Origin of the sequence: Escherichia sp. WS338 (genome assembly GCF_046486405.1) — a bacterium.
Taxonomy (GTDB): domain Bacteria; phylum Pseudomonadota; class Gammaproteobacteria; order Enterobacterales; family Enterobacteriaceae; genus Escherichia; species Escherichia coli.
Genome location: NZ_JBJQLL010000013.1, coordinates 1 through 26807, shown reverse-complemented (window position 1 = coordinate 26807; position 26807 = coordinate 1). Strand labels below are relative to the sequence as shown.

Below are 26807 nucleotides of genomic sequence, written 5' to 3'. Positions count from 1 at the left end.
GCTTCCGGATTATCGCAAGTTATGAGGCGGATCGCATTTTTGTACTGATATTACAAAAGTCCAGTAAATGGCCTTTTTATCCACTGTTTGCTCCGCCTGCGATTGCCTATTGTTTCTTCCATCAAAAATATGGACATGGGCTTTCGCAAGCCCGGGAGCAGCTTATGAATGAGTTGGTGCAGATCCTGAAAAATACCCGTCAGCATTTAATGACGGGCGTTTCACACATGATTCCCTTCGTGGTATCGGGCGGTATTTTGCTGGCGGTTTCCGTCATGTTGTATGGCAAAGGCGCAGTGCCGGATGCCGTAGCCGATCCGAATCTGAAAAAACTGTTTGATATCGGCGTTGCAGGTTTGACGCTGATGGTGCCTTTCCTCGCCGCTTACATCGGTTATTCCATTGCAGAACGTTCTGCGCTGGCTCCATGCGCTATCGGTGCCTGGGTTGGTAACAGCTTTGGCGCGGGCTTCTTTGGTGCGCTGATCGCCGGGATTATCGGCGGCATCGTGGTGCATTACCTGAAGAAAATTCCGGTGCATAAAGTTCTGCGCTCGGTGATGCCAATCTTCATCATTCCAATCGTCGGCACACTGATTACCGCTGGCGTCATGATGTGGGGGCTGGGCGAGCCGGTGGGGGCGTTGACCAACAGCCTGACCCAGTGGCTTCAGGGGATGCAGCAGGGCAGCATTGTTATGCTGGCGGTGATCATGGGTCTGATGCTGGCGTTCGATATGGGCGGCCCGGTTAACAAAGTGGCCTATGCCTTCATGCTGATTTGCGTTGCTCAGGGTGTTTATACCGTGGTGGCTATTGCCGCTGTTGGGATTTGTGTTCCACCGCTGGGGATGGGGCTGGCGACGCTGATTGGTCGTAAAAATTTCTCCGCAGAAGAGCGCGAAACCGGCAAGGCGGCACTGGTGATGGGCTGTGTTGGCGTTACTGAAGGGGCGATTCCTTTCGCCGCTGCCGATCCGCTGCGTGTCATTCCTTCCATCATGGTCGGTTCAGTTTGTAGTGCGGTAACTGCGGCGCTGGTCGGTGCGCAGTGCTATGCAGGCTGGGGTGGTCTGATTGTGCTGCCGGTGGTTGAAGGTAAGTTGGGTTACATCGCGGCAGTGGCTGTCGGGGCGGTTGTGACGGCAGTCTGCGTGAACGTGCTGAAAAGTCTGGCGCGTAAAAATGGGTCTTCAACTGAAGAGAAGGAAGACGACCTGGATCTGGATTTTGAAATTAATTAATTGAGGAACGAGCCATGACGAAAATTATCGCAGTAACCGCATGTCCTTCAGGTGTTGCCCATACTTATATGGCGGCAGAGGCGCTGGAAAGCGCCGCGAAAGCGAAAGGCTGGGAAGTGAAAGTAGAAACCCAGGGGTCGATTGGTCTGGAAAATGAACTGACTGCGGAAGACGTGGCAAGCGCCGATATGGTGATTTTGACCAAAGATATCGGCATCAAATTTGAAGAGCGTTTTGCTGGCAAGACTATCGTGCGTGTCAACATCAGCGACGCAGTAAAACGTGCTGACGCCATTATGAGCAAAATTGAAGCTCACCTGGCACAAACCGCTTAAGTTCTTATCCCGCCCGCAAGGGCGGGTTCGCTTTCCCACAGGAGTTCCTCATGACGAATCGTATCTCTCGCCTCAAAACTGCACTGTTTGCCAATACCCGTGAAATCTCGCTGGAGCGGGCGTTGCTTTATACCGCCAGCCATCGGCAAACCGAAGGGGAGCCGGTGATAATGCGTCGGGCGAAAGCAACAGCGTATATCCTTGAACACGTTGAAATTTCGATTCGTGATGAAGAACTGATTGCCGGTAACCGCACCGTAAAACCGCGCGCCGGGATTATGTCGCCGGAAATGGACCCTTACTGGCTGCTGAAAGAGCTGGATCAATTCCCGACGCGTCCGCAGGACCGCTTTGCTATCAGCGAAGAAGATAAACGTATCTACCGCGAAGAGTTGTTCCCGTACTGGGAAAAACGTTCGATGAAAGATTTCATCAACGGGCAGATGACGGATGAAGTAAAAGCCGCGACCAGCACGCAGATTTTCAGCATCAACCAGACGGATAAAGGCCAGGGGCACATTATTATTGATTACCCGCGCCTGCTGAATCACGGGCTGGGGGAGCTGGTGGCACAGATGCAGCAACATTGTCAGCAACAGCCGGAGAATCACTTTTATCAGGCAGCGCTGTTACTGCTGGAAGCCTCGCAGAAACATATTTTGCGTTACGCCGAACTGGCGGAAACGATGGCGGCAAGCTGCACTGATGGCCAGCGTCGCGAAGAACTGCTGACCATTGCGGAGATCTCCCGCCATAACGCCGAACATAAGCCGCAGACGTTCTGGCAGGCGTGCCAGTTATTCTGGTACATGAACATCATTCTGCAATACGAATCCAACGCCAGTTCGCTATCGTTGGGGCGCTTCGACCAGTATATGTTGCCGTTCTATCAGGCATCATTAACCCAGGACGAAGATCCGGCATTCCTGAAAGAACTGCTCGAATCTTTATGGGTGAAATGCAACGACATCGTGCTGTTGCGCTCCACCAGTAGCGCGCGTTATTTCGCAGGTTTCCCTACCGGCTATACCGCACTGCTCGGCGGGTTAACCGAGAACGGACGTAGCGCGGTGAACGTGCTTTCGTTCCTTTGCCTTGACGCTTATCAAAGCGTGCAATTACCGCAACCGAACCTCGGCGTGCGCACTAACGCCTTGATCGACACGCCGTTCCTGATGAAAACCGCAGAAACCATTCGCCTCGGCACCGGTATTCCGCAAATCTTTAACGATGAAGTGGTGGTGCCAGCGTTCCTCAACCGTGGCGTTTCGCTGGAAGATGCGCGCGACTATTCCGTAGTGGGCTGTGTGGAATTATCTATTCCCGGCAGAACCTACGGCTTGCATGACATCGCGATGTTTAACCTGCTGAAAGTGATGGAAATCTGCCTGCATGAAAATGAAGGCAACGCTGCGCTGACTTATGAAGGTTTACTGGAACAGATCCGCGCCAAGATCAGCCACTACATCACCCTGATGGTTGAGGGCAGCAATATTTGTGATATCGGCCATCGCGACTGGGCTCCTGTACCGCTACTCTCGTCTTTTATCAGCGATTGTCTGGAAAAAGGTCGCGATATTACCGATGGCGGCGCGCGTTATAACTTCTCCGGCGTACAGGGGATCGGTATCGCCAACCTGAGCGATTCTCTCCATGCGTTGAAAGGGATGATTTTTGATCAACAGCGTTTAAGTTTTGACGAATTGCTGTCGGTATTAAAAGCCAACTTCGCCACGCCAGAAGGCGAAAAAGTCCGCGCTCGCTTAATTAACCGCTTCGAGAAATACGGTAACGATATCGACGAGGTGGATAACATTAGCGCCGAACTGTTACGCCACTACTGCAAAGAAGTGGAAAAATACCAGAACCCGCGCGGCGGCTACTTCACGCCGGGATCGTATACCGTTTCTGCCCACGTCCCGTTGGGATCGGTGGTTGGCGCGACGCCAGACGGTCGTTTTGCCGGGGAACAACTGGCAGACGGTGGCTTGTCACCCATGCTGGGTCAGGATGCACAAGGGCCAACGGCGGTACTGAAATCAGTCAGTAAGCTCGATAATACGCTGCTGTCTAACGGTACGTTGCTGAACGTGAAATTCACTCCGGCGACCCTGGAAGGTGAAGCGGGATTACGCAAACTGGCCGACTTCTTACGGGCGTTTACCCAGCTTAAGTTGCAGCATATTCAGTTTAACGTGGTGAACGCCGACACGTTGCGGGAAGCGCAACAGCGCCCACAAGATTATGCCGGGCTGGTGGTGCGCGTTGCCGGATACAGCGCCTTCTTTGTCGAACTGTCGAAGGAGATCCAGGATGACATCATCCGCCGGACAGCGCATCAGCTGTAACGTTGTGGAAACGCGCCGCGATGATGTGGCGCGCATTTTCAACATTCAGCGTTATTCACTGAATGACGGCGAGGGCATTCGTACGGTGGTCTTTTTTAAAGGCTGTCCGCATCTTTGCCCATGGTGTGCTAATCCGGAGTCGATCTCCGGCAAAATCCAGACGGTGCGCAGAGAGGCGAAATGTCTGCACTGCGCGAAATGTTTGCGTGATGCGGATGAATGCCCCTCCGGGGCATTTGAACGGATTGGCCGCGATATCAGTCTTGACGCTCTGGAACGGGAAGTGATGAAAGATGACATTTTCTTTCGCACGTCCGGCGGTGGCGTCACGCTTTCTGGCGGCGAAGTGTTAATGCAGGCGGAGTTTGCGACCCGTTTTTTACAGCGACTGCGGCTATGGGGTGTGTCATGCGCCATCGAAACTGCCGGAGACGCGCCAGCCAGCAAGCTGTTACCGCTGGCGAAATTGTGCGATGAAGTGTTGTTCGATTTAAAAATTATGGATGCGGCTCAGGCGCGGGATGTGGTGAAGATGAACCTGCAACGCGTGCTGGAGAATCTGCGTTTGCTGGTGAGTGAGGGTGTCAACGTGATCCCGCGTTTACCGCTGATCCCTGGTTTCACGCTCAGCCGGGAGAATATGCAGCAGGCGCTGGACGTGCTGATCCCGCTGAATATCAGGCAGATCCATCTGTTACCGTTTCATCAGTACGGCGAGCCGAAATACCGCCTGCTGGGGAAAACATGGTCGATGAAAGAGGTTGCTGCGCCGTCGTCAGCCGATGTGGCAACGATGCGTGAAATGGCAGAACGGGCCGGATTTCAGGTTACCGTGGGAGGTTAAAATGGCATACCTGGTGGCAGTAACCGCCTGCGTAAGCGGCGTGGCGCATACTTATATGGCGGCGGAACGGCTGGAAAAGTTGTGCCAGTTAGAGAAGTGGGGCGTTAGCATTGAAACTCAGGGCGCGTTGGGAACGGAGAATCGTTTAGCGGACGAGGATATCCGCCGGGCGGATGTTGCGCTGTTAATTACGGATATCGAGCTTGCCGGTGCTGAGCGATTTGAACATTGTCGCTACGTGCAATGCAGCATCTACGCTTTCCTGCGTGAGCCGCAGAGGGTGATGAGCGCAGTGCGCAAAGTGCTTTCTGCGCCGCAGCAAACCCATCTTATTCTGGAGTAGTCGGTTTTTCTGTCAGTTGGCTGTGGTACTGCCGACGATATTCCGACGGCGAGCGTTCGGTATTTTTACGAAACAGACGGCAGAAGTAGTTGCTGTCGACAAAGCCGCAGGCGTGCGCCACTTCTTTTACCTTCAGGTCATAGCCTTTCAATAACGTCTTAGCGTGCTCCAGTCGCGTGTGATTCAGGTATTCGTTAAAACCAATGGCCCCCGTTTTTTGAAACAGGTGCGAGAGGTAATTTGGCGAAATATAGAATGCCTGTGCGACAGATTCGCGGGTAAGCGCGGAGGCATAGCGTTCGTCGATATAATCACGAATAGCTTCGAACAGTGCCTGGCTGCGTGAGGCGGTCTGGATTTGGCTGCCGAGCAAATCGCGGCAGTGGCTAAGCAGGCTGGCGACGATAAGTCTGGCCGTTTGCTGCTCCTGCGACTGCATTTGCATTTCATTGAGCGTTTGTAGCAGAAAAGAACCAATGCGCGGGCCGCGTCGGGCGACGTGTTGCTTCGCCAGATTTTGATATTGTTTGCCATCCCATTGCACAACGCTGAAGCCGAGTTGCTGTTTGCCAAACAGCACGCTAAAGGTGGTGGCGGGGGCTTGCCATTGTGGAAAATTCCAGCCACCAGCAGGGACGTACAGCACATCGCCGGGAACTAACGCTGCTCCAGCGCCGGTATCAATAAACTCACCTTCCAGCACAATTTCCAGCCGTGGAAAATCGACCTGATACGCAAGATCGGGTACCGGGCCGTTGCTGCTGGCAAAGTAAATCTGGCGCAGGGACAGCGGGCCGTTGATCAGGCGGGAGAGCAGATAGCTGACGTCGTGATACATGTTATTCCCTTAGGTATGTAGACGGGAAAACAGTAACTGGCATTATGAAAAAAGGCCACCTGAAAAGTGTGGCCTGATGGGAGTGAGATGTAAACATTGCGGCAGTTTCAGTCGACTTGTATTGCCGGATGCGGCGTAAACGCCTTATCCGGCCTACCGCCGCGATCTGTAGGCCGGATAAGACGCTCAAGCGTCGCATCCGGCAAATAACATCTGGCTGATAATTACTGATTACCCACCTGATCGCCATACGGCAGAGTGTCGTAATCGATCAGCGCGTTTTTCTTGTACGGGTTACCAATCCAGCGGGTAGTTTCTTTGAACTGCGGATTCACCACTGAACGGGTTGGATCGTAACCGTCGTAAGATAAGCCCGCTAAATCTGACCAGGTGTGGATCAGTTCCGCCAGGCTGTATTTACGATCAACATCCTGTGAGAAATCACGCGGATGAGTCGCTTGCCATTTTTCTGACGTCCACAGCAGGAACGGAATGGTGTACATATGACGCGTCGGGTTGTCTTCATTACGCCCCTGAGTTTTGTGCGGCGGCGTGTCGTAAACCTCTTCACCGTGGTCAGAGAAATAAACCAGGAAACCGTTCGGATCGGTCGCTTTAAAGTCTTTAATCAGGCTGGCAACCACGTGATCGTTATACAAGTTAGCGTTGTCATAATCGTTATATGACTCCAGTTCTTCTGCGCTTAATCCCGGCGGAACATGATCGGTATTGCCATCAAACTTGCCCTGATTTTCCGGGTAGCGGTATTTGTATTTGATATGCGTACCCAGCAGATGAACGATGATCAGTTTCTTCGGCGCAGGGTCATTCAGCACTTCCTGGAACGGCTTCAGCACGTTGGTGTCGTATTCACGCGCACTCTGCGTACGTTGCTGGTTCATGTAGTACTGCTTGTCGGTCTGGCGCGAAAATACCGTCAGCATGGTATTGCGGGCGGTCATCGTCTGCTGGTTGGTGATCCAGAAGGTTTTATAACCCGCCTGTTTCATCATGTTCATCAGCGACGGCTGCGTCAGATACAGATCCGGGTTCTTTTCATTGGCAAAGGTCAGCGCCTGTTGCAGGATTTCAATGGTGTACGGACGAGACGTCACCACGTTATTAAACACGGTCAGATTCGGATCGGTTTTATGCAGCGCATCCAGCTCCGGCGTGGTTTCACGCGGATAACCGTACAGACTCATGCGGCCACGCTGGGTCGACTCGCCAATCACCAGCACTAAAGTGCGCGGTTCGTTACCCGATTCATCTTTGAAATTCGCCAGCGGCGGCAAGGCATTATTTTCATTCAGTAGCTTTGTTAGCGAGTTTAGTTGCTGACGATACTGATAATAGCCGGTCAGGAATTGCCACGGTGCGGCAGGCTCCATACGCGATGCCAGGTTATCCAACGTTTTCTCAAATGGCTTGTTTTTGATAAACGTATTCATGGCGATCGGATGCAGAATCAAGCCATAAAGTAGGGCAAAAGAGACAACATAACGCCACGGCTTTGGAATATAGACCGGGCGCAGGCGCGTCCACAGCAAAACTGCCACCGCCGTATAGGCCAGCGCGATAAGCACAATCTTCAGGCTGAAATACTGGCTTAAATACTCGCTGGCTTCGTTGGTGTTGGTTTCAAACATCACAAACAGAACGCTCTGCGAGAACTCCTGACCGTAGATGACGTAGTAGCACAACGCTGCCAGAGAGGCCGCCCATAGCACCACGCCGATCACTGCGGCAATAATTTTAATCCGCTTCGGAAAGAGGAATACCGGGATCAACCACAGCGAACTGAATAACAGCGAGTCGCGAATGCCGTTAGTGCCACTATAACCACTGATGTAAATAATGGCCTGTAGCAGAGTAGAGAAAAACCAAAAGTAGAGCAGTGCCCAACCCAGGGCTTTCCAGCTAAAAAGAGGTTTAGCCTGGACTTCTGTGGAATGCATAGTAAGAACCTGTCTTGAAAAAAATATCGCCGAATGTACCGACAATTCCTTAAGGATATCTGAAGGGATATCCAGAATTTGAATAAAATGCAGACAGAAATATATTGAAAACGAGGGTGTTAGAACAGAAGTATTTCAGAAAACCCTCGCGCAAAAGCACGAGGGTTTGCAGGAGAGGAAGATTAGCCGGTATTACGCATACCTGCCGCAATCCCGGCAATAGTGACCATTAACGCCTGCTCGACGCGAGGATCCGGCTCATGGCCTTCTTTTTCTGCCTGGCGGGAGCGGTGCAGCAACTCGGCCTGCAATACGTTCAGCGGGTCGGTGTAAATATTCCGTAGCTGAATAGACTCTGCAATCCACGGCAGATCGGCCATCAGATGGGAATCGTTGGCAATCGCCAGCACCACTTTGATGTCTTCTTCTTGCAGATTGCGTAACTCTTTACCTAACGGCCACAGTGCTTTGTCTACCAGACGTTGATCATAGTATTCCGCCAGCCACAGGTCTGCTTTGGCGAAGACCATCTCCAGCATGCCGAGACGCGTCGAGAAGAATGGCCAATCGCGGCACATAGCCTCCAGCTCGCTCTGTTTGCCATCTTCGACCACTTTTTGCAGCGCCGTACCTGCACCCAGCCAGGCGGGGAGCATCAGGCGGTTTTGCGTCCAGGCGAAGATCCACGGAATGGCGCGTAGTGACTCGACGCCGCCGGTTGGGCGACGTTTCGCCGGACGTGAACCCAACGGCAGTTTGCCCAGTTCTTGTTCCGGCGTAGCGGAGCGGAAGTAAGGCACAAAATCTTTGTTTTCACGTACGTAGCCACGGTAGAGATCGCAGGAGATGACTGACAGTTCATCCATAATGCGACGCCAGCTCTCTTTCGGCTCAGGTGGTGGCAGCAGGTTGGCTTCCAGAATCGCCCCGGTGTACAGCGACAGGCTGCTGACGGTGATTTCTGGCAGACCATATTTAAAGCGGATCATCTCGCCCTGTTCAGTCACGCGCAGGCCACCTTTCAGGCTTCCTGGCGGTTGTGACAGCAGCGCCGCATGAGCAGGTGCGCCGCCGCGACCAATGGAACCGCCGCGACCGTGGAACAACGTCAGCTCAATACCCGCTTTTTCGCAGGTTTTGATTAATGCATCCTGTGCCTGATATTGCGCCCAGGAAGCTGCCATCACGCCCGCATCTTTTGCTGAGTCGGAATAGCCAATCATCACCATCTGTTTGCCCTGAATCAGGCCGCGATACCAGTCGATATTCAGTAGCTGAGTCATGACATCGTTGGCGTTGTTCAGGTCATCGAGGGTTTCAAACAGCGGAGCAACCGGCATCGCAAACCCGATACCCGCTTCTTTCAGCAGCAGGTGGACAGCCAGCACGTCGGACGGCGTTTTCGCCATCGAGATCACGTAGGCGGCAATGGAGCCTTGCGGCGCTTCGGCAATCACCTGGCAGGTATCGAGCACTTCGCGCGTTTCGGCGCTTGGTTGCCAGTTGCGCGGCAGAAGCGGACGTTTGGAGTTCAGTTCGCGGATCAGGAACGCCTGTTTGTCGGCCTCTGACCAGCTTTCGTAGTCGCCGATACCGAGGTAGCGGGTCAGCTCGCCCAGCGCTTCGGTATGGCGGGTGCTCTCCTGACGGATATCAATACGGACCAGCGGTACGCCGAAACATTTCACGCGGCGCAGGGTGTCGAGCAGATCGCCGTTGGCGATAATACCCATGCCACACGCCTGAAGTGACTGGTAGCAAGCGTAGAGCGGTTCCCACAGTTCTTCGTTTTGTGTCAGCAGGCCTTCTGGTTTTGGCAGTTCTTCGCCTTTCAGGCGCGCTTCCAGCCATGCCTGTGTCGCCATCAGGCGAGAGCGCAGGTTTTTCATCAGATAGCGATACGGCTCTGCGGCACCTTCTTCGCCAACCAGCGCCAGCAGTTCAGGGGTCGCTTCAACCATCGACAGTTCAGAAACCAGCACCTGAATATCTTTCAGGAACAAATCGGTGGCTTTCCAGCGGCTGAGTAGCAGGACGTGGCGGGTGATATCGGCAGTGACGTTCGGGTTGCCGTCGCGGTCACCGCCCATCCACGAGGTAAAACGTACCGGAACAAATTCGACGGGCAGTTTGTAGCCGAGGTTCTCTTCCAGTTGTTCGTTCAGTTCGCGCAGGTAATTCGGTACGCCTTGCCACAGGCTGTTTTCTACTACGGCAAAGCCCCATTTGGCTTCATCTACCGGGCTTGGACGCAGCTTACGGATTTCATCTGTATGCCATGACTGGGCGATCAACTGGCGCAGGCGGCGCATCAGCTGGTTATGTTCGTAGTCGGCGATATCTTTGTTATCGAGCTGTTTTAAGCAGGCGTTCACTTCCACCATTTTGTGGATCAGTGTACGACGGGTAATTTCGGTTGGGTGAGCCGTGAGGACCAGTTCCAGCGACAGCGATTCCACTGCTTTTTTGATGGTGTCTTCGCTCAGTTCCGGCTGGTTTTTCAGTTTACGCAGGGTGCGGGCGATCACTTCCGGGTTGCTGGCAGCTTCGCCTTTCGGCGAAATGCTGTGGTATTGCTCGGCGGTGTTGGCCAGGTTCAGAAACTGACTAAACGCACGCGCAACGGGCAGCAGCTCGTCGTTCGACAAATTTTGTAAGGTGGTGAGCAACTCCTGGCGGTTAGCATCATTGCCAGCGCGTGAAGATTTGGACAACTTACGGATAGTTTCTACGCGTTCAAGAATGTGTTCTCCTAACGCATCCTTGATGGTTTCTCCCAGCACTTTGCCGAGCATACTGACATTACTACGCAATGCGGAATATTGTTCGTTCATATTACCCCAGACACCCCATCTTATCGTTTGATAGCCCTGTATCCTTCACGTCGCATTGGCGCGAATATGCTCGGGCTTTGCTTTTCGTCGTCTTTTATAAAGCCACGTAAAAGCGGTGACGTCAAATGCTGCGAAATCGCTTCAGCAAACGAATAAATAGCAGGAATTTACGCCATTAAATTCACGACGCTTTAAATAAGCGTAACTTATGGGAATGTTAAAAAATCGCCTCGAGTAACACCAAAGGTGTAGGTCGGATAAGATGCGTAAGCATCGCATCCGACATTGTTTGGCCTACGTTTTAATGCCAGCAAAAATGGTGAATCACCTGGGTTATCAGCTCACGGGTGGGCTTGATAAACCGCGTCTCCAGATATTCATCAGGCTGATGAGCCTGATTAATTGAGCCAGGCCCCAGAACCAGCGTCGGGCATAACGTTTGAATAAACGGCGCTTCGGTACAGTAATTCACCACTTCGGTCTTTGCTCCGAGCAATTTCTCAACTACTTCAACCAGTTGATGATTTGGCGGGCATTCATAGCCAGGGATCGGCGGATGCAGCTCGTCGACCGTCAGACGACCCGGCCAGCGTTCGCTCACCGGAGCCAGCGCATCGTTGAGTAGGCCATTAAGTTCATTGAGTGTCATGCCCGGCAGCGGACGAATATCCATATGCAACTCACAGCAAGCACAAATACGGTTAGAAGCGTCGCCACCGTGAATATGCCCGAGGTTGAGCGTGGGGTATGGCACGGTAAACGCTTCGTAGTGATAACGTTCTTTCAGGTTATCGCGCAATTGCAAAATATGCCCGATGGCGTCGTGCATTAGTTCGATAGCGTTAACTCCGCGTGCTGGATCGCTGGAGTGCCCCGACTGGCCCTGAATACGGATGGCGTTAGAGATATGACCTTTATGTGCGCGTACCGGTTGTAGTGACGTCGGTTCGCCAATGATGGCGCAATCCGGGCGCAGGGCGGTAGTTTCGGCAAAATAACGCGCTCCGGCCATACTGGTTTCTTCATCGGCAGTCGCCAGAATGTAGAGCGGTTTTTTCAGTTTCGTGACGTCGACATCGCGTAGCGCATCAAGGATAAACGCAAAAAAGCCTTTCATGTCGGCGGTGCCTAAGCCGTAAAGCTTGCCGTCATGCTCCGTCAACGTAAATGGATCGCGCGTCCAGCGTCCGTCATCAAATGGCACCGTATCGGTATGCCCCGCCAGCAACAAACCGCCAGCCCCCTGTCCGCAACTGGCCAGCATATTAAATTTGTTGCGAGTTCCTGGCACAGGCTGTACTTCCACATTGAAGCCTAAATCCTTAAACCAGTCCGCCAGCAGAGTGATTAAATCTGCATTGCTTTGATCGAGTGCCTCTTCCGTGGCGCTTATTGAAGGTGTGGCAATCAGAGCACGGTAAATCTCGATAAATGGCGGTAATTTGTTTTTCATTGTTGACACACCTCTGGTCATGATAGTATCAATATTCATGCAGTATTTATGAATAAAAATACACTAACGTTGAGCGTAATAAAACCCACCAGCCGTAAGGTGAATGTTTTACGTTTAACCTGGCAACCAGACATAAGAAGGTGAATAGCCCCGATGTTGAATACGCTGATTGTGGGTGCCAGCGGCTACGCTGGCGCAGAGCTAGTGACCTATGTAAATCGCCATCCGCATATGAACATAACCGCTTTGACTGTTTCAGCGCAAAGCAATGATGCGGGAAAGTTAATCTCCGATTTGCATCCGCAGCTAAAAGGCATCGTTGATCTGCCGTTGCAGCCGATGTCGGATATCAGCGAGTTTAGCCCAGGGGTGGACGTGGTGTTTCTCGCCACCGCCCATGAAGTCAGCCACGATTTAGCGCCGCAATTTCTTGAAGCAGGCTGTGTGGTGTTCGACCTTTCCGGCGCGTTTCGTGTTAACGATGTCGCCTTCTATGAAAAATATTACGGCTTTACCCATCAATACCCGGAACTGCTGGAACAGGCAGCCTACGGTCTGGCGGAGTGGTGCGGTAATAAATTAAAAGAAGCGAACTTGATTGCCGTGCCAGGCTGTTATCCGACGGCAGCACAGCTGGCGCTGAAACCGTTGATTGATGCCGATCTTCTTGACCTCAATCAGTGGCCGGTGATCAACGCCACCAGCGGCGTGAGCGGTGCAGGACGTAAGGCAGCGATTTCAAATAGTTTTTGTGAAGTTAGCCTGCAACCGTATGGCGTCTTTACCCATCGCCATCAACCAGAGATCGCCACACACCTCGGTGCTGACGTTATCTTCACCCCGCATCTGGGCAATTTCCCGCGCGGCATTCTCGAAACCATTACCTGCCGCCTGAAACCGGGTGTGAGCCAGGTGCAAGTGGCGCAAGCGTTACAGCAGGCGTATGCCCATAAACCACTGGTGCGGCTGTATGACAAAGGCGTTCCGGCGCTGAAAAATGTCGTTGGACTGCCATTCTGCGATATCGGTTTTGCCGTTCAGGGCGAGCATCTGATTATTGTGGCGACCGAAGACAACTTACTGAAAGGCGCGGCGGCACAAGCGGTGCAGTGCGCCAATATTCGTTTCGGCTATGCGGAAACGCAGTCTCTTATTTAAGGGTGCAATGATGAATCCATTAATTATCAAACTGGGTGGCGTACTGCTGGATAGTGAAGAGGCGCTGGAACGTCTGTTTAGCGCACTGGTGAATTATCGCGAGTCACATCAGCGTCCGCTGGTGATTGTGCACGGCGGCGGTTGCGTGGTGGATGAGCTGATGAAAGGGCTGAATCTGCCGGTGAAAAAGAAAAATGGCCTGCGGGTGACGCCTGCGGATCAGATAGACATTATCACCGGAGCACTGGCGGGAACGGCAAATAAAACCCTGCTGGCATGGGCGAAGAAACATCAGATTGCGGCCGTAGGTTTGTTTCTCGGTGACGGCGACAGCGTCAAAGTGACCCAGCTTGATGAAGAGTTAGGCCATGTTGGACTGGCGCAGCCAGGTTCGCCTAAGCTTATCAACAGTTTGCTGGAGAACGGTTATCTGCCGGTGGTCAGCTCCATTGGCGTAACAGACGAAGGGCAACTGATGAATGTCAATGCCGACCAGGCGGCGACGGCGCTGGCGGCAACGCTGGGCGCGGATCTGATTTTGCTCTCTGACGTCAGCGGCATTCTCGACGGCAAAGGGCAACGTATTGCCGAAATGACCGCCGCGAAAGCAGAACAACTGATTGAGCAGGGCATTATTACTGACGGCATGATTGTGAAAGTGAACGCGGCGCTGGATGCTGCGCGCACGTTGGGCCGTCCGGTAGATATCGCCTCCTGGCGTCATGCGGAACAGCTTCCGGCACTGTTTAACGGTATGCCGATGGGTACGCGGATTTTAGCTTAAGTTTTGTTGGCCGGAGGCGCAGCTTTCCGGCATTGAATTTCAAAATAAGGAAACAGAGTTATGGCACTTTGGGGCGGGCGTTTTACCCAGGCAGCAGATCAACGGTTCAAACAATTCAACGACTCACTGCGCTTTGATTACCGTCTGGCGGAGCAGGATATTGTTGGCTCTGTGGCCTGGTCCAAAGCCCTGGTAACGGTCGGCGTGTTAACCGCAGAAGAGCAGGCGCAACTGGAAGAGGCGCTGAACGTGCTGCTGGAAGATGTTCGCGCCAGGCCACAACAAATCCTTGAAAGCGACGCCGAAGATATCCATAGCTGGGTGGAAGGCAAACTGATCGACAAAGTGGGTCAGTTAGGCAAAAAACTGCATACCGGGCGTAGCCGTAATGATCAGGTAGCAACTGACCTGAAACTGTGGTGCAAAGATACCGTTAGCGAGTTGCTGACGGCTAACCGGCAGTTACAATCCGCTCTGGTCGAGACCGCGCAGAACAATCAGGACGCGGTGATGCCGGGTTACACTCACCTGCAACGCGCCCAGCCGGTGACGTTCGCTCACTGGTGCCTGGCCTACGTTGAGATGCTGGCGCGTGATGAAAGCCGTTTGCAGGACGCGCTTAAGCGTCTGGATGTCAGCCCGCTAGGCTGTGGCGCACTGGCAGGAACGGCCTATGAAATCGACCGTGAACAGTTAGCAGGCTGGCTGGGCTTTGCTTCGGCGACCCGTAACAGTCTCGACAGCGTTTCTGACCGTGACCATGTGTTGGAACTGCTTTCTGCTGCCGCTATCGGCATGGTGCATCTGTCGCGTTTTGCTGAAGATCTGATTTTCTTTAACACCGGCGAAGCGGGGTTTGTGGAGCTTTCTGACCGTGTGACTTCCGGTTCATCATTAATGCCGCAGAAGAAAAACCCGGATGCGCTGGAGCTGATTCGCGGTAAATGCGGTCGGGTGCAGGGGGCGTTAACCGGCATGATGATGACGCTGAAAGGTTTGCCGCTGGCTTACAACAAAGATATGCAGGAAGACAAAGAAGGTCTGTTCGACGCGCTCGATACCTGGCTGGACTGCCTGCATATGGCGGCGCTGGTGCTGGACGGCATTCAGGTGAAACGTCCGCGTTGCCAGGAAGCGGCGCAGCAGGGTTACGCCAACGCTACTGAACTGGCGGATTATCTGGTGGCGAAAGGCGTACCGTTCCGCGAGGCGCACCATATTGTGGGTGAAGCTGTGGTGGAAGCCATTCGTCAGGGCAAAGCGTTGGAAGATCTGCCGCTCAGTGAGTTGCAGAAATTCAGCCAGGTGATTGGCGAAGATGTCTATCCGATTCTGTCGCTGCAATCGTGCCTCGACAAGCGTGCTGCAAAAGGCGGCGTCTCACCGCAGCAGGTGGCGCAGGCGATTGCTTTTGCGCAAGCTCGGTTAGAGTAGTTTGTTTATATTGCTCCCCTGAAAATGGGGAGCTTACCACGCCTACAAAGTGCGACACTTCGTAGGCGGATAAGGCGTTTACGCCGCATCAGGCAGAAATTTGTCAGTATTCTGGTGACCTTAAATTTAACGCCCAACCAGAACCATTATTTGTCACATTCCTTTTTATTCTTGCGTCTTCTTTACCTTCACTCTCCCCATAAAAATTATATTTTCAATACATCAGCCAATACATACTTTAATTAATTGAATATAATTCATTTCTATTGCTGTGTTCATTTTTAATGATTAATGGAGTTTGTTATGTGATTATTTAACGTGTTGTTTTAACGATGATAGCTAATTATTCAGGTGGTTTTTGAGGGTGTTTTTTCTCCTCGGTAGAAATTTTTATTTTTAATGTGATCATGGTTGAATAATCGCTCTTTCTCTCTTGTATGGTAGTAGTCGCAAAATTAAGTTTGAAACGTCTATTTACAACACAGGAGATTGCAATAATGAAAATTATTGCTGCAGATGTTTTTGTTACTTGCCCAGGGCGTAATTTCGTTACGCTTAAAATAACCACTGCAAGCGGACTTTGTGGATTAGGAGATGCCACGTTAAATGGTCGCGAATTGTCGGTCGCTTCTTATCTGAAAGATCATCTTTGTCCACAACTAATTGGCCGCGATGCCAGCCGTATCGAAGATATCTGGCAATTCTTTTATAAAGGTGCTTACTGGCGACGTGGCCCCGTCACGATGTCAGCCATTTCTGCCATTGATATGGCGTTGTGGGATATCAAAGCAAAAGCGGCAAATATGCCATTGTATCAACTGCTTGGTGGTGCTTCTCGTGAAGGCGTTATGGTTTATTGCCACACCACCGGGCGTACGATTGATGAAGTCCTTGAAGACTATGCAAAGCACCAGCAGATGGGCTTTAAGGCGATTCGTGTGCAGTGTGGTGTACCGGGTATGCAAACCACCTATGGTCTGGCGAAGGGCAAAGGACTGGCGTATGAACCAGCAACCAAAGGCCTGTGGCCAGAAGAGCAGTTGTGGTCTTCAGAAAAGTATCTCGATTTTACGCCGAAGTTATTTGAAGCGGTGCGTAATAAGTTCGGTTTTAACGAACATCTGTTGCATGACATGCACCATCGCCTGACCCCCATCGAAGCGGCGCGCTTTGGGAAGAGCATTGAAGATTACCGCCTGTTCTGGATGGAAGATCCGACGCCTGCCGAGAATCAGGAATGTTTTCGTCTGATTCGTCAGCATACCGTGACGCCGATTGCGGTCGGTGAAGTGTTTAACAGTATCTGGGACTGCAAGCAGTTAATCGAAGAGCAGCTGATTGACTATATTCGCACGACGATTACCCATGCAGGCGGCATTACCGGGATGCGACGGATTGCCGATTTTGCATCGCTTTATCAGGTACGTACCGGTTCGCATGGCCCTTCAGATTTATCGCCTGTTTGCCATGCGGCGGCGCTGCATTTTGACCTCTGGGTGCCAAACTTTGGCGTTCAGGAGTACATGGGCTATTCCGAACAAATGCTTGAAGTCTTCCCGCATAGCTGGCGCTTCGATGAAGGTTATATGCACCCAGGCGATGAACCGGGGCTGGGTATTTCTTTCGATGAGAAACTGGCGGCGAAATATCCGTATGACCCGGCGTATCTCCCCGTCGCACGACTGGAAGATGGCACATTGTGGAACTGGTAATAGCGGTTCGCTTAATTATTTTCTGAATATTCATCAAATCGATTAATTCCGCTCAAGGAGCTAAAAATGGACGTTGATGTGTCAACCAGTGTTGCGGGTAATAAACCGCAACGGATTCGTCGTATTCAGACAGTGACCCTGGTTTTATTATTTATGGCGGGGATCGTTAATTTTCTCGACCGTTCGTCATTGAGCGTGGCAGGTGAAGCAATTCGTGGCGAGTTAGGATTATCCGCTACCGAGTTTGGTGTTTTGCTTTCTGCATTTTCTCTGTCTTATGGTTTTTCACAACTTCCTTCCGGTATTTTGCTAGACCGCTTTGGCCCACGAATAGTGTTAGGCGCAGGCTTAATATTCTGGTCATTAATGCAGGCATTAACAGGAATGGTTAATTCTTTTAGCCACTTTATTTTAATGCGTATCGGTCTGGGTATTGGCGAAGCGCCATTTATGCCTGCGGGAGTAAAGTCGATCACCGACTGGTATGCGCAAAAAGAACGCGGCACGGCGCTGGGGATTTTTAACTCATCTACCGTTATCGGTCAGGCTATCGCGCCTCCTGCTCTTGTATTGATGCAACTGGCATGGGGCTGGCGGACGATGTTTGTCATCATCGGCGTAGCAGGGATTCTGGTTGGGATCTGTTGGTACGCGTGGTATCGCAACCGGGCGCAGTTTGTCCTGACCGAGGAAGAACGGACATATCTCTCCGCGCCGGTTAAACCGCGTCCACAGTTACAATTTAGCGAGTGGCTGGCGCTGTTTAAGCATCGGACAACCTGGGGGATGATTTTAGGTTTCTCTGGCGTCAATTATACCGGTTGGCTCTACATCGCGTGGTTACCCGGTTATTTGCAGGCCGAACAAGGTTTCAGTCTGGCGAAAACCGGTTGGGTGGCGGCAATTCCTTTCCTCGCGGCGGCGGTCGGGATGTGGGTTAACGGTATTGTTGTCGATCGGCTGGCGAAAAAAGGCTATGACCTGGCGAAGACGCGTAAAACGGCGATTGTCTGCGGTTTGATGATGTCGGCATTAGGCACGTTGCTGGTCGTGCAATCTTCCTCGCCAGCCCAGGCGGTAGCGTTTATCTCAATGGCGCTGTTCTGCGTGCATTTCGCGGGAACATCTGCATGGGGGCTGGTGCAGGTGATGGTGTCAGAAACAAAAGTGGCTTCCATCGCCGGGATTCAAAACTTTGGCAGTTTTGTTTTTGCTTCCTTTGCTCCGATCGTAACCGGTTGGGTCGTGGATACCACACACTCGTTTAATCTGGCGCTGGTTATCGCGGCCTGTGTGACGTTCACCGGGGCGCTGTGTTACTTCTTTATTGTCAAAGATCGGATTGAGTAACCGTTACTATCAGGCTCTCTTGCTGTGGGCCTGTAGAATAAAAAAAAGCGGATCCTGGAGATCCGCAAAAGTTCACGTTGGCTTTAGTTATTCGAGTTGAGAAACTCTCGAAACGGGCAGTGACTTCAAGGGTTAAAAGAGGTGCCGCTCCGTTTCTGTGAGCAATTATCAGTCAGAATGCTTGATAGGGATAATCGTTCGTTGCTATGCTACCTATCGCCGCGAACTATCGTGGCAATGGAGGATGGATAATGAATATTCGTGATCTTGAGTACCTGGTGGCATTGGCCGAACACCGCCATTTTCGGCGTGCGGCAGATTCCTGCCACGTTAGCCAGCCGACGCTTAGCGGGCAAATTCGTAAGCTGGAAGATGAGTTGGGTGTGATGTTGCTGGAGCGGACCAGCCGTAAAGTGTTATTCACCCAGGCGGGAATGCTGCTGGTGGATCAGGCGCGTACCGTGCTGCGTGAGGTGAAAGTCCTTAAAGAGATGGCAAGCCAGCAGGGCGAGACGATGTCCGGACCGCTGCATATTGGTCTGATTCCCACGGTTGGACCGTACCTGCTACCGCATATTATCCCGATGCTGCACCAGACCTTTCCAAAGCTGGAAATGTATCTGCATGAAGCACAGACCCACCAGTTACTGGCGCAACTGGACAGCGGCAAACTCGATTGCGTGATCCTCGCGCTGGTGAAAGAGAGCGAAGCATTCATTGAAGTGCCGTTGTTTGATGAGCCAATGTTGCTGGCTATCTATGAAGACCATCCGTGGGCGAACCGCGAATGCGTACCGATGGCCGATCTGGCAGGGGAAAAACTGCTGATGCTGGAAGACGGTCACTGTTTGCGCGATCAGGCAATGGGTTTCTGTTTTGAAGCCGGGGCGGATGAAGATACACACTTCCGCGCGACCAGCCTGGAAACTCTGCGCAACATGGTGGCGGCAGGTAGCGGGATCACTTTACTGCCTGCGCTGGCTGTGCCGCCGGAGCGCAAACGCGATGGGGTTGTTTATTTGCCGTGTATTAAGCCGGAACCACGCCGTACCATTGGTCTGGTTTATCGTCCTGGCTCACCGCTGCGCAGCCGCTATGAGCAGCTGGCAGAGGCCATCCGCGCAAGAATGGATGGCCATTTCGATAAAGTGTTAAAACAGGCGGTTTAAGCCATTTAGCGCAGCTACCCGATAGGCTTCCGCCATCGTCGGGTAGTTAAAGGTGGTGTTGACGAAGTACTCAATAGTGTTGCCGCCACCTTTCTGTTCCATAATCGCCTGACCGATATGAATAATTTCGGCAGCGCGCTCGCCAAAGCAGTGAATACCCAGAATCTCTTTTGTTTCCCGATGGAACAAAATTTTCAGCGTGCCCACGTTCATGCCGACGATTTGTGCACGTGCCAGATGTTTAAACTGGGCGCGGCCCACTTCATATGGCACTTTCATCGCGGTCAGCTGCTGTTCGGTTTTGCCCACAGAGCTGATTTCCGGGATGGTGTAAATACCGGTAGGGATATCTTCAATCAGATGTGCGGTGGCTTCACCTTTCACCAGCGCCTGCGCGGCAATGCGCCCCTGGTCATAGGCCGCCGACGCCAGGCTCGGATAACCAATCACGTCGCCCACCGCGTAAACGTGCGGCTGTGCGGTCTGATACATGCTGTTGACCTTCAGCTGTCCGCGGCTGTCAGTTTCCAGCCCAATGTTCTGTAACGCCAGCGAATCGGTATTACCGGTGCGACCGTTGGCATAGAGCAGGCAGTCAGCTTTCAGTTTTTTACCCGACTTCAAATGCATGATCACACCGTCGTCACAGCCTTCGATCTTCTCGTACTCTTCGTTGTGACGAATCACTACGCCACTGTTCCAGAAGTGATAGGAGAGAGAATCTGACATCTCTTGATCGAGAAATGCCAGCAGGCGATCGCGGGTGTTGATCAGATCCACTTTTACATCCATACCGCGGAAGATCGACGCATATTCACAGCCGATCACTCCAGCACCATAGATAAGTACATGGCGCGGTTCGTGGTGCATGCTAAGAATTGAGTCGCTGTCGTAAATGCGTGGATGCGTGAAATCAACATCTGTTGGATGATATGGACGAGAGCCGCAAGCAATAACAAATTTTTCAGCGGTTAGTGTCTCGACGCTGCCGTCCGGGCAATCCAGCGCCAGCGTGTGCTCGTCAACAAAGCGAGCGTTCCCCTGCAATATTTCACAGTGATTACGTTCGTAAAATCCCTGACGCATGCGCGTTTGTTGATTAATCACGTTATCGGCATGGTTAAGGATATCGGCAAAAGAAGAGCGGAGCAGTCGCGAATGGTCGCTGTAAAGTGGGTTTTGATTAAATTCTATAATGCGGCTGACGGCGTGACGGAGAGCTTTCGACGGGATGGTGCCCCAGTGGGTGCAACCGCCGCCAACATTTTGATAACGCTCGATAACTGCGACGCGCGCACCTTGCTTAACCAGGCCCATTGCAGCGCCTTCGCCGCCGGGGCCGGAACCTATTACTATGGCATCGTAATCGTAGGAATGTGGCATGGTAGGGCTTACCTGTTCTTATACATAAAAGCAACAGAATGATAACATTTTATCGCGGGTAAGCCAATTGATCCCCGTCATTTATCTGGCTATATCGTGAGCGGCCTTTGCTTTGTCTGTTTCTTACTTTTGACCTGAACGTTTTATTGGATTTTTATCGACGATACTCTCCGTTTAAGCGGCAGGTTTCCGTTGTACGTAAAAGAACCGGCCAAAGAATTGCAGTAAATATGTTTTATTGCGTTACCGTTCATTCACAATACTGGAGCAATCCAGTATGTTCATTCTCTGGTATAGTGCCAGCAGTACTTTTGGCAAGGATTCAGACATCGTGATGGGCGTAAGAGCGCAACAAAAAGAAAAAACCCGCCGTTCGCTGGTGGAAGCCGCATTTAGCCAATTAAGTGCTGAACGCAGCTTCGCCAGCCTGAGTTTGCGTGAAGTGGCGCGTGAAGCGGGCATTGCTCCCACCTCTTTTTATCGGCATTTCCGCGACGTAGACGAACTGGGTCTGACCATGGTTGATGAGAGCGGTTTAATGCTACGCCAACTCATGCGTCAGGCGCGTCAGCGTATCGCCAAAGGCGGGAGTGTGATCCGCACCTCGGTCTCCACATTTATGGAGTTCATCGGTAATAATCCTAACGCCTTCCGGTTATTATTGCGGGAACGCTCCGGCACCTCCGCTGCGTTTCGTGCCGCCGTTGCGCGTGAAATTCAGCACTTCATTGCGGAACTTGCGGACTATCTGGAACTCGAAAACCATATGCCGCGTGCGTTTACTGAAGCGCAAGCCGAAGCAATGGTGACGATTGTCTTCAGTGCGGGGGCCGAGGCGTTGGATGTCGGCGTCGAACAACGTCGGCAATTAGAAGAGCGACTGGTACTGCAACTGCGAATGATTTCTAAAGGGGCTTATTACTGGTATCGCCGTGAACAAGAGAAAACCGCAATTATTCCGGGAAATGTGAAGGACGAGTAATGAAACAAGCAAATCAAGATAGAGGTACGCTGCTGCTGGCGTTGGTTGCTGGCTTATCGATTAATGGTACTTTCGCAGCGCTGTTTAGCTCCATTGTGCCATTTTCTGTATTCCCGATTATTTCCCTGTTGCTGACGGTTTACTGCCTGCATCAACGTTATCTTAATCGCACCATGCCGGTAGGCTTGCCGGGTCTGGCAGCTGCCTGTTTTATTCTCGGCGTACTGCTGTACAGCACGGTAGTTCGTGCGGAATATCCGGATATCGGCTCTAACTTCTTCCCGGCAGTACTCTCCGTCATTATGGTGTTCTGGATTGGCGCGAAGATGCGTAACCGTAAGCAGGAAGTTGCTGAGTAATCGGTATCATGCCGGATGCTGGTGCATCCGGCATGGGTTTTACTTCGCGGTCAGTAATACGCCGCACTCCATATGGTGCGTGTAGGGGAACTGATCAAACAGAGCCAGACGTTCGACCTTGTGCGTCTGGCTTAATGTTTCCAGATTCTTGCATAACGTTTCCGGATTGCAGGAGATATACAGAATACGTGGATACGCCTGCACCATTTTCTCGGTTTCACTGTCCAGACCGCTGCGCGGTGGGTCGACAAAAATGGTTTCGCACTGATAACTCTTTAAGTCGATTCCTTGCAGGCGGTTAAACTCGCGTACGCCATTCATCGCCTGAGTAAATTCTTCTGCCGCCATACGAATAATTTGTACGTTATCAATATGGTTAGCGGCAATGTTGTATTGCGCGGCAGCGACCGACGGCTTAGCGATTTCGGTGGCTAATACCCGATCAAAATTGCGCGCCAGTGCTAATGAAAAGTTACCGTTGCCGCAGTACAGCTCCAGCAAATCGCCTTTTGAGCCTTTGGTTACGTCCAGCGCCCATTCCAGCATCTGAATATTCATCGCCGCGTTCGGCTGGGTAAAGCTGTTTTCTACCTGACGGTAGATCATCTCTTTCCCTGCGACCGGCAGACGTTCATCGATGTAATCCTGGTCCAGCTCGATTTTGGTTTTCGTTGCCCGACCAATCAGATGCACATTCAGATTCTGCGCGCGCAGTGCATCGCGCAGGGCTTCCGCCTGCTGACGCCACTCATCATCCAGCTTTTTATGGTACAGCAAGGAAACAACCGCTTGATTGCTTAGCGTAGTGAGGTAATCAATCTGGAACAACTTGTGGCGCAGAATGGGATTATTACGCACACCCGCAATCATCGCCGTCATCAACTGGTTGATAAGTTCACTGGCGGCGGGGAAGCTATCCACACGGATACGACTTTTGGTTTGTTGATCGAAAATGATGTGGTACAGGTCATCGCCATCGTGCCAGATGCGGAACTCCGCACGCATCCGATAATGACTGACCGGCGAGCGAAACACTTCCGGAACCAGGTCAGAAAACGGTGCCATCATACTTTGCAAACGTACCACTTTTTCGGCTAACTGCGCTTCATACTGTTCTGTTGGAAGGTGTTCGGGGGTCATGATGTATCCTGAAAAATTAAAGTACGCGGCGATTGTAGGGATTGCTCATCAGATGTCCAGATCTTGATGAATTCCTATTTGTGAGCTACGTCTGGACAGTAACTTGTTACAACCTGTAGCATCCACTTGCCGGTCCTGTGAGTTAATAGGGAATCCAGTGCGAATCTGGAGCTGACGCGCAGCGGTAAGGAAAGGTGCGATGATTGCGTTATGCGGACACTGCCATCCGGTGGGAAGTCATCATCTCTTAGTATCTTAGATACCCCTCCAAGCCCGAAGACCTGCCGGCTAACGTCGCATCTGGTTCTCATCATCGCGTAATATTGATGAAACCTGCGGCATCCTTCTTCTATTGTGGATGCTTTACAATGATTAAAAAAGCTTCGCTGCTGACGGCGTGTTCTGTCACAGCCTTTTCTGCTTGGGCACAGGATACCAGCCCGGATACTCTCGTTGTTACTGCTAACCGTTTTCAGGAACCATTAAGTGCCGTGCTTGCTCCTGTCACTGTCGTGACACGTGAGGATATTGAACGATGGCAAGTTTCCTCTGTAAATGATGTTCTCCGCCGTTTGCCTGGTGTGGCAATTGCACAAAATGGAGGAGAAGGTCAGCTCTCAACTATTTTTATTCGAGGCACGAACTCTAACCATGCACTGGTTTTAATTGATGGTGTACGTCTGAATTTAGCAGGTGTTAGCGGATCGGCTGACCTGAGCCAGTTTCCGATCGCTTTGGTGCAGCGTATCGAATATATCCGTGGGCCACGTTCAGCGATTTATGGCTCAGATGCCATTGGCGGTGTGATAAATATTATTACCTCCCGTGAGAATACTGGCACTGAAATTTCAGCCGGATGGGGAAGTAATAGTTATCAAAATTACGATATTTCCACTCAGCAACAAATTGGTGAAAATACTCAAGTAACACTTCTTGGTGATTATGCCTATACCAGGGGATTTGATGTCGTTGCCTATGGCAACACTGGGATGCAGCCACAGTCAGACAGAGACGGTTTTTTAAGTAAAACACTCTACGGCAAACTTGAACATAACTTCTCTGATACGTGGAGCGGATTTGTTCGTGGCTACGGCTATGATAACCGAACTAAATATGACGCCTGGTACTCTCCTGGTTCTCCGCTGATTGATACACGAAAACTTTATAGTCAAAGCTGGGATGCGGGTCTTCGCTACGCTGGCGAAACACTGCAATCTCAACTTGTTTCCAGTTATAGCCATAGTAAAGATTACAACTACGATCCACATTATGGACGCTATGACGCATCAGCTAACCTGGATGAGATGAAACAATACAATCTCCAGTGGACAAATAGCGTCACAGTCGGTCACGGTGATGTTGGAGCTGGTATCGACTGGCAAAAACAATCCACTACTCCTGGAACTGGATATTTGCCAAAAGGTTACGATCAGCGTAACACGGGGATTTATCTGACTGGATTACAAAAAGTTGGCGATTTTACGTTAGAAGGCGCGGTGCGTAATGACGACAACTCGCAATTTGATCGCCACACAACATGGCAATCCAGTGTGGGATGGGAGTTTATTGAAGGCTATCGCTTTATCGCTTCCTATGGAACTGCATTTAAAGCGCCAAATCTCGGTCAGTTATATGGTTACAAAGGTAATCCGAATCTCGATCCAGAAAAAAGCAAACAGTGGGAAGGGGCGTTTGAAGGCTTAACAGCAGGAGTGAACTGGCGAATTTCAGGATACCGTAATGATATCAGTGATATGATTAATTGTACCCAAAACTGCGAAAGATATTATAACGACGCAAAGGTGCATATTAAGGGTATTGAATCTACAGCAAACTTCGAGACTGGACCGCTGGTGCATACCGTTAGCTACGATTATACGGATGCCAGAAATGCCTTAACTGACAAACCGTTAGAACGTCGTCCTAAACAGCAAGTAAAGTATCAGCTCGACTGGCAAGTGTTCGATTTTGACTGGGGTGTAACTTATCAATATCTGGGATCGCGATACGATTCGGATTACTCATCCTGGCCCTATAAGTCAGTCAAAATGGGCGGTGTGAGCTTGTGGGATCTTGCGGTTGCGTATCCGGTCACCTCTCATCTGACAGTTCGTGGTAAAATAGCCAACCTGTTCGACAAAGATTATGAGACAGTCTATGGCTACCAAACTGCAGGACGGGAATACACCTTGTCTGGCAGCTACACCTTCTGAACCACGTCCCACCGTGCTGGTGTTTGACTCCGGCGTCGGTGGGTTGTCGGTCTATGACGAGATCCGGCATCTCTTACCGGATCTCCATTACATTTATGCTTTCGATAACGTCGCTTTCCCGTATGGCGAAAAAAGCGAAGAGTTTATTGTTGAGCGAGTGGTGGCAATTGTCACCGCAGTGCAAGAACGTTATCCCCTTGCGCTGGCTGTGGTCGCTTGCAACACCGCCAGTACCGTTTCACTTCCTGCATTACGCGAAAAGTTCGACTTCCCGGTTGTTGGTGTCGTGCCGGCGATTAAACCTGCTGCACGTCTGACGGCAAATGGCATTGTCGGATTACTGGCAACCCGCGGAACTGTTAAACGTTCTTATACTCATGAGCTGATCGCGCGTTTCGCTAATGAATGCCAGATAGAAATGCTGGGCTCGGCAGAGATGGTCGAGTTGGCTGAAGCGAAGCTGCATGGCGAAGATGTTTCTCTGGATGCGCTAAAACGTATCTTGCGTCCGTGGTTAAGAATGAAAGAGCCGCCAGATACCGTTGTACTGGGGTGTACCCATTTCCCTCTACTACAAGAAGAACTGTTACAGGTGCTGCCAGAGGGAACCCGGCTGGTGGATTCTGGCGCAGCGATTGCTCGCCGAACGGCCTGGCTGTTAGAACATGAAGCCCCGGATGCAAAATCTGCCGATGCGAATATTGCCTTTTGTATGGCAATGACGCCAGAAGCTGAACAATTATTGCCCGTTTTACAGCGTTACGGCTTCGAAACGCTCGAAAAACTGGCAGTTTTAGACTGATTTGGTTGAATGTTGCGCGGTCAGAAAATTATTTTAAATTTCCTCTTGTCAGGCCGGAATAACTCCCTATAATGCGCCACCACTGACACGGAACAACGGCAAACACGCCGCCGGGTTAGCGGGG

21 protein-coding genes and 1 riboswitch are annotated in these 26807 nt (G+C 51.5%); of the genes, 15 read left to right on the top strand and 6 right to left on the bottom strand.

Features of this window, described 5'->3' with window-relative positions:
- Positions 1 to 164: 164 nt before the first annotated feature.
- From ACJHWT_RS13470 to ACJHWT_RS13450, 5 genes are read left to right on the top strand one after another with little or no spacing between them, the layout of a single operon-like run.
- Positions 165 to 1244: a PTS fructose transporter subunit EIIC gene (locus tag ACJHWT_RS13470; RefSeq protein WP_001004470.1), complete on the top strand. Its 1080-nt coding sequence runs from the start codon at positions 165 to 167 to the stop codon at positions 1242 to 1244.
- A gap of 14 nt (positions 1245 to 1258) precedes the next feature.
- Positions 1259 to 1579, top strand: coding sequence for a PTS fructose-like transporter subunit IIB (locus ACJHWT_RS13465; RefSeq protein WP_000161265.1), 321 nt, complete (start codon positions 1259 to 1261; stop codon positions 1577 to 1579).
- Positions 1580 to 1629: 50 nt separating this feature from the next.
- Positions 1630 to 3927 (top strand): formate C-acetyltransferase, encoded by a 2298-nt coding sequence (locus tag ACJHWT_RS13460; RefSeq protein ID WP_000184863.1) that lies wholly within the window; start codon positions 1630 to 1632, stop codon positions 3925 to 3927.
- Positions 3893 to 4771, top strand: coding sequence for a [formate-C-acetyltransferase]-activating enzyme (locus ACJHWT_RS13455; RefSeq protein ID WP_000204100.1), 879 nt, complete (start codon positions 3893 to 3895; stop codon positions 4769 to 4771). The genes ACJHWT_RS13460 and ACJHWT_RS13455 overlap by 35 nt, the downstream gene beginning before the upstream one ends.
- A gap of 1 nt (position 4772) precedes the next feature.
- Positions 4773 to 5114, top strand: coding sequence for a PTS fructose-like transporter subunit IIB (locus ACJHWT_RS13450; RefSeq protein ID WP_000323849.1), 342 nt, complete (start codon positions 4773 to 4775; stop codon positions 5112 to 5114).
- On the opposite strand, the gene ACJHWT_RS13445 is transcribed toward ACJHWT_RS13450, so the two are convergent.
- From ACJHWT_RS13445 to argE, 4 genes are all read right to left on the bottom strand, one after another.
- Positions 5101 to 5952 carry an AraC family transcriptional regulator gene (locus tag ACJHWT_RS13445; RefSeq protein WP_000274617.1) on the bottom strand — a complete coding sequence of 284 codons (852 nt, stop codon included), beginning with the start codon at positions 5950 to 5952 and terminating at the stop codon, positions 5101 to 5103. The two genes, ACJHWT_RS13450 and ACJHWT_RS13445, sit on opposite strands and share 14 nt — an antisense overlap.
- A gap of 224 nt (positions 5953 to 6176) precedes the next feature.
- Entirely contained in the window at positions 6177 to 7910 is a 1734-nt protein-coding gene (locus tag ACJHWT_RS13440) for a phosphoethanolamine transferase CptA (RefSeq protein ID WP_000556309.1), read from the bottom strand.
- A 182-nt stretch (positions 7911 to 8092) separates the two neighbouring features.
- Entirely contained in the window at positions 8093 to 10744 is a 2652-nt protein-coding gene (ppc, locus tag ACJHWT_RS13435; RefSeq protein ID WP_001005578.1) for a phosphoenolpyruvate carboxylase, read from the bottom strand.
- 301 nt (positions 10745 to 11045) lie between these two features.
- The gene (gene argE, locus ACJHWT_RS13430; protein ID WP_001295506.1) at positions 11046 to 12197 is read right to left on the bottom strand and encodes an acetylornithine deacetylase; all 1152 of its coding nucleotides are present in this window, start codon (positions 12195 to 12197) and stop codon (positions 11046 to 11048) included.
- A gap of 153 nt (positions 12198 to 12350) precedes the next feature.
- Between argE and argC the strand changes: the two genes are divergently transcribed.
- The 6 genes from argC to oxyR all read left to right on the top strand — a co-directional run bounded on the left by argC (position 12351) and on the right by oxyR (position 19804).
- On the top strand, positions 12351 to 13355 hold the full coding sequence (gene argC, locus ACJHWT_RS13425) for an N-acetyl-gamma-glutamyl-phosphate reductase (RefSeq protein WP_000935379.1): 1005 nt from the start codon (positions 12351 to 12353) through the stop codon (positions 13353 to 13355).
- 7 nt (positions 13356 to 13362) lie between these two features.
- Positions 13363 to 14139 (top strand): acetylglutamate kinase, encoded by a 777-nt coding sequence (argB, locus tag ACJHWT_RS13420; protein ID WP_001302318.1) that lies wholly within the window; start codon positions 13363 to 13365, stop codon positions 14137 to 14139.
- A gap of 60 nt (positions 14140 to 14199) precedes the next feature.
- Positions 14200 to 15573: an argininosuccinate lyase gene (gene argH, locus ACJHWT_RS13415; protein WP_001230078.1), complete on the top strand. Its 1374-nt coding sequence runs from the start codon at positions 14200 to 14202 to the stop codon at positions 15571 to 15573.
- A gap of 497 nt (positions 15574 to 16070) precedes the next feature.
- On the top strand, positions 16071 to 17285 hold the full coding sequence (manD, locus tag ACJHWT_RS13410; RefSeq protein ID WP_000690928.1) for a D-mannonate dehydratase ManD: 1215 nt from the start codon (positions 16071 to 16073) through the stop codon (positions 17283 to 17285).
- Positions 17286 to 17351: 66 nt separating this feature from the next.
- Positions 17352 to 18635: an MFS transporter gene (locus ACJHWT_RS13405; protein ID WP_000382186.1), complete on the top strand. Its 1284-nt coding sequence runs from the start codon at positions 17352 to 17354 to the stop codon at positions 18633 to 18635.
- A gap of 251 nt (positions 18636 to 18886) precedes the next feature.
- Complete coding sequence (oxyR, locus tag ACJHWT_RS13400) at positions 18887 to 19804, top strand: DNA-binding transcriptional regulator OxyR (protein WP_001025939.1); 918 nt, start codon at positions 18887 to 18889, stop codon at positions 19802 to 19804.
- Here oxyR and sthA read toward each other — a convergent pair.
- Positions 19787 to 21187: a Si-specific NAD(P)(+) transhydrogenase gene (gene sthA / locus ACJHWT_RS13395; RefSeq protein ID WP_001120810.1), complete on the bottom strand. Its 1401-nt coding sequence runs from the start codon at positions 21185 to 21187 to the stop codon at positions 19787 to 19789. The genes oxyR and sthA overlap by 18 nt on opposite strands.
- Positions 21188 to 21518: 331 nt before the next feature.
- Here sthA and fabR point away from each other — a divergent pair, with 331 nt between their 5' ends.
- Positions 21519 to 22169 carry an HTH-type transcriptional repressor FabR gene (gene fabR / locus ACJHWT_RS13390; RefSeq protein WP_001309117.1) on the top strand — a complete coding sequence of 217 codons (651 nt, stop codon included), beginning with the start codon at positions 21519 to 21521 and terminating at the stop codon, positions 22167 to 22169.
- Positions 22169 to 22528, top strand: a complete 360-nt coding sequence (locus tag ACJHWT_RS13385; protein WP_000806407.1) for a YijD family membrane protein — start codon at positions 22169 to 22171, stop codon at positions 22526 to 22528. Before fabR ends, ACJHWT_RS13385 begins: the two co-directional genes overlap by 1 nt.
- Positions 22529 to 22567: 39 nt before the next feature.
- Here ACJHWT_RS13385 and trmA read toward each other — a convergent pair whose 3' ends face one another.
- The gene (gene trmA / locus ACJHWT_RS13380; RefSeq protein ID WP_001696384.1) at positions 22568 to 23668 is read right to left on the bottom strand and encodes a tRNA (uridine(54)-C5)-methyltransferase TrmA; all 1101 of its coding nucleotides are present in this window, start codon (positions 23666 to 23668) and stop codon (positions 22568 to 22570) included.
- A 113-nt stretch (positions 23669 to 23781) separates the two neighbouring features.
- Positions 23782 to 23972, top strand: a riboswitch (cobalamin riboswitch).
- Between the two features lie 64 nt (positions 23973 to 24036).
- Here trmA and btuB point away from each other — a divergent pair.
- Positions 24037 to 25881: a TonB-dependent vitamin B12 receptor BtuB gene (gene btuB / locus ACJHWT_RS13375; protein ID WP_001318168.1), complete on the top strand. Its 1845-nt coding sequence runs from the start codon at positions 24037 to 24039 to the stop codon at positions 25879 to 25881.
- Positions 25826 to 26683 carry a glutamate racemase gene (gene murI, locus ACJHWT_RS13370; protein WP_001696387.1) on the top strand — a complete coding sequence of 286 codons (858 nt, stop codon included), beginning with the start codon at positions 25826 to 25828 and terminating at the stop codon, positions 26681 to 26683. Before btuB ends, murI begins: the two co-directional genes overlap by 56 nt.
- Positions 26684 to 26807: the final 124 nt, after the last annotated feature.

Coding starts and splice junctions, on each gene's coding strand:
- ACJHWT_RS13445 (WP_000274617.1), bottom strand. CDS start 5,952: ATGTATCACGACGTCAGCTATCTGCTCTCCCGCCTGATCAACGGCCCG.
- argH (WP_001230078.1), top strand. CDS start 14,200: ATGGCACTTTGGGGCGGGCGTTTTACCCAGGCAGCAGATCAACGGTTC.
- sthA (WP_001120810.1), bottom strand. CDS start 21,187: ATGCCACATTCCTACGATTACGATGCCATAGTAATAGGTTCCGGCCCC.
- ACJHWT_RS13385 (WP_000806407.1), top strand. CDS start 22,169: ATGAAACAAGCAAATCAAGATAGAGGTACGCTGCTGCTGGCGTTGGTT.
- ppc (WP_001005578.1), bottom strand. CDS start 10,744: ATGAACGAACAATATTCCGCATTGCGTAGTAATGTCAGTATGCTCGGC.
- argE (WP_001295506.1), bottom strand. CDS start 12,197: ATGAAAAACAAATTACCGCCATTTATCGAGATTTACCGTGCTCTGATT.
- manD (WP_000690928.1), top strand. CDS start 16,071: ATGAAAATTATTGCTGCAGATGTTTTTGTTACTTGCCCAGGGCGTAAT.
- argC (WP_000935379.1), top strand. CDS start 12,351: ATGTTGAATACGCTGATTGTGGGTGCCAGCGGCTACGCTGGCGCAGAG.
- ACJHWT_RS13465 (WP_000161265.1), top strand. CDS start 1,259: ATGACGAAAATTATCGCAGTAACCGCATGTCCTTCAGGTGTTGCCCAT.
- oxyR (WP_001025939.1), top strand. CDS start 18,887: ATGAATATTCGTGATCTTGAGTACCTGGTGGCATTGGCCGAACACCGC.
- ACJHWT_RS13455 (WP_000204100.1), top strand. CDS start 3,893: ATGACATCATCCGCCGGACAGCGCATCAGCTGTAACGTTGTGGAAACG.
- ACJHWT_RS13470 (WP_001004470.1), top strand. CDS start 165: ATGAATGAGTTGGTGCAGATCCTGAAAAATACCCGTCAGCATTTAATG.
- murI (WP_001696387.1), top strand. CDS start 25,826: ATGGCTACCAAACTGCAGGACGGGAATACACCTTGTCTGGCAGCTACA.
- trmA (WP_001696384.1), bottom strand. CDS start 23,668: ATGACCCCCGAACACCTTCCAACAGAACAGTATGAAGCGCAGTTAGCC.
- argB (WP_001302318.1), top strand. CDS start 13,363: ATGATGAATCCATTAATTATCAAACTGGGTGGCGTACTGCTGGATAGT.
- ACJHWT_RS13440 (WP_000556309.1), bottom strand. CDS start 7,910: ATGCATTCCACAGAAGTCCAGGCTAAACCTCTTTTTAGCTGGAAAGCC.
- ACJHWT_RS13405 (WP_000382186.1), top strand. CDS start 17,352: ATGGACGTTGATGTGTCAACCAGTGTTGCGGGTAATAAACCGCAACGG.
- ACJHWT_RS13460 (WP_000184863.1), top strand. CDS start 1,630: ATGACGAATCGTATCTCTCGCCTCAAAACTGCACTGTTTGCCAATACC.
- btuB (WP_001318168.1), top strand. CDS start 24,037: ATGATTAAAAAAGCTTCGCTGCTGACGGCGTGTTCTGTCACAGCCTTT.
- ACJHWT_RS13450 (WP_000323849.1), top strand. CDS start 4,773: ATGGCATACCTGGTGGCAGTAACCGCCTGCGTAAGCGGCGTGGCGCAT.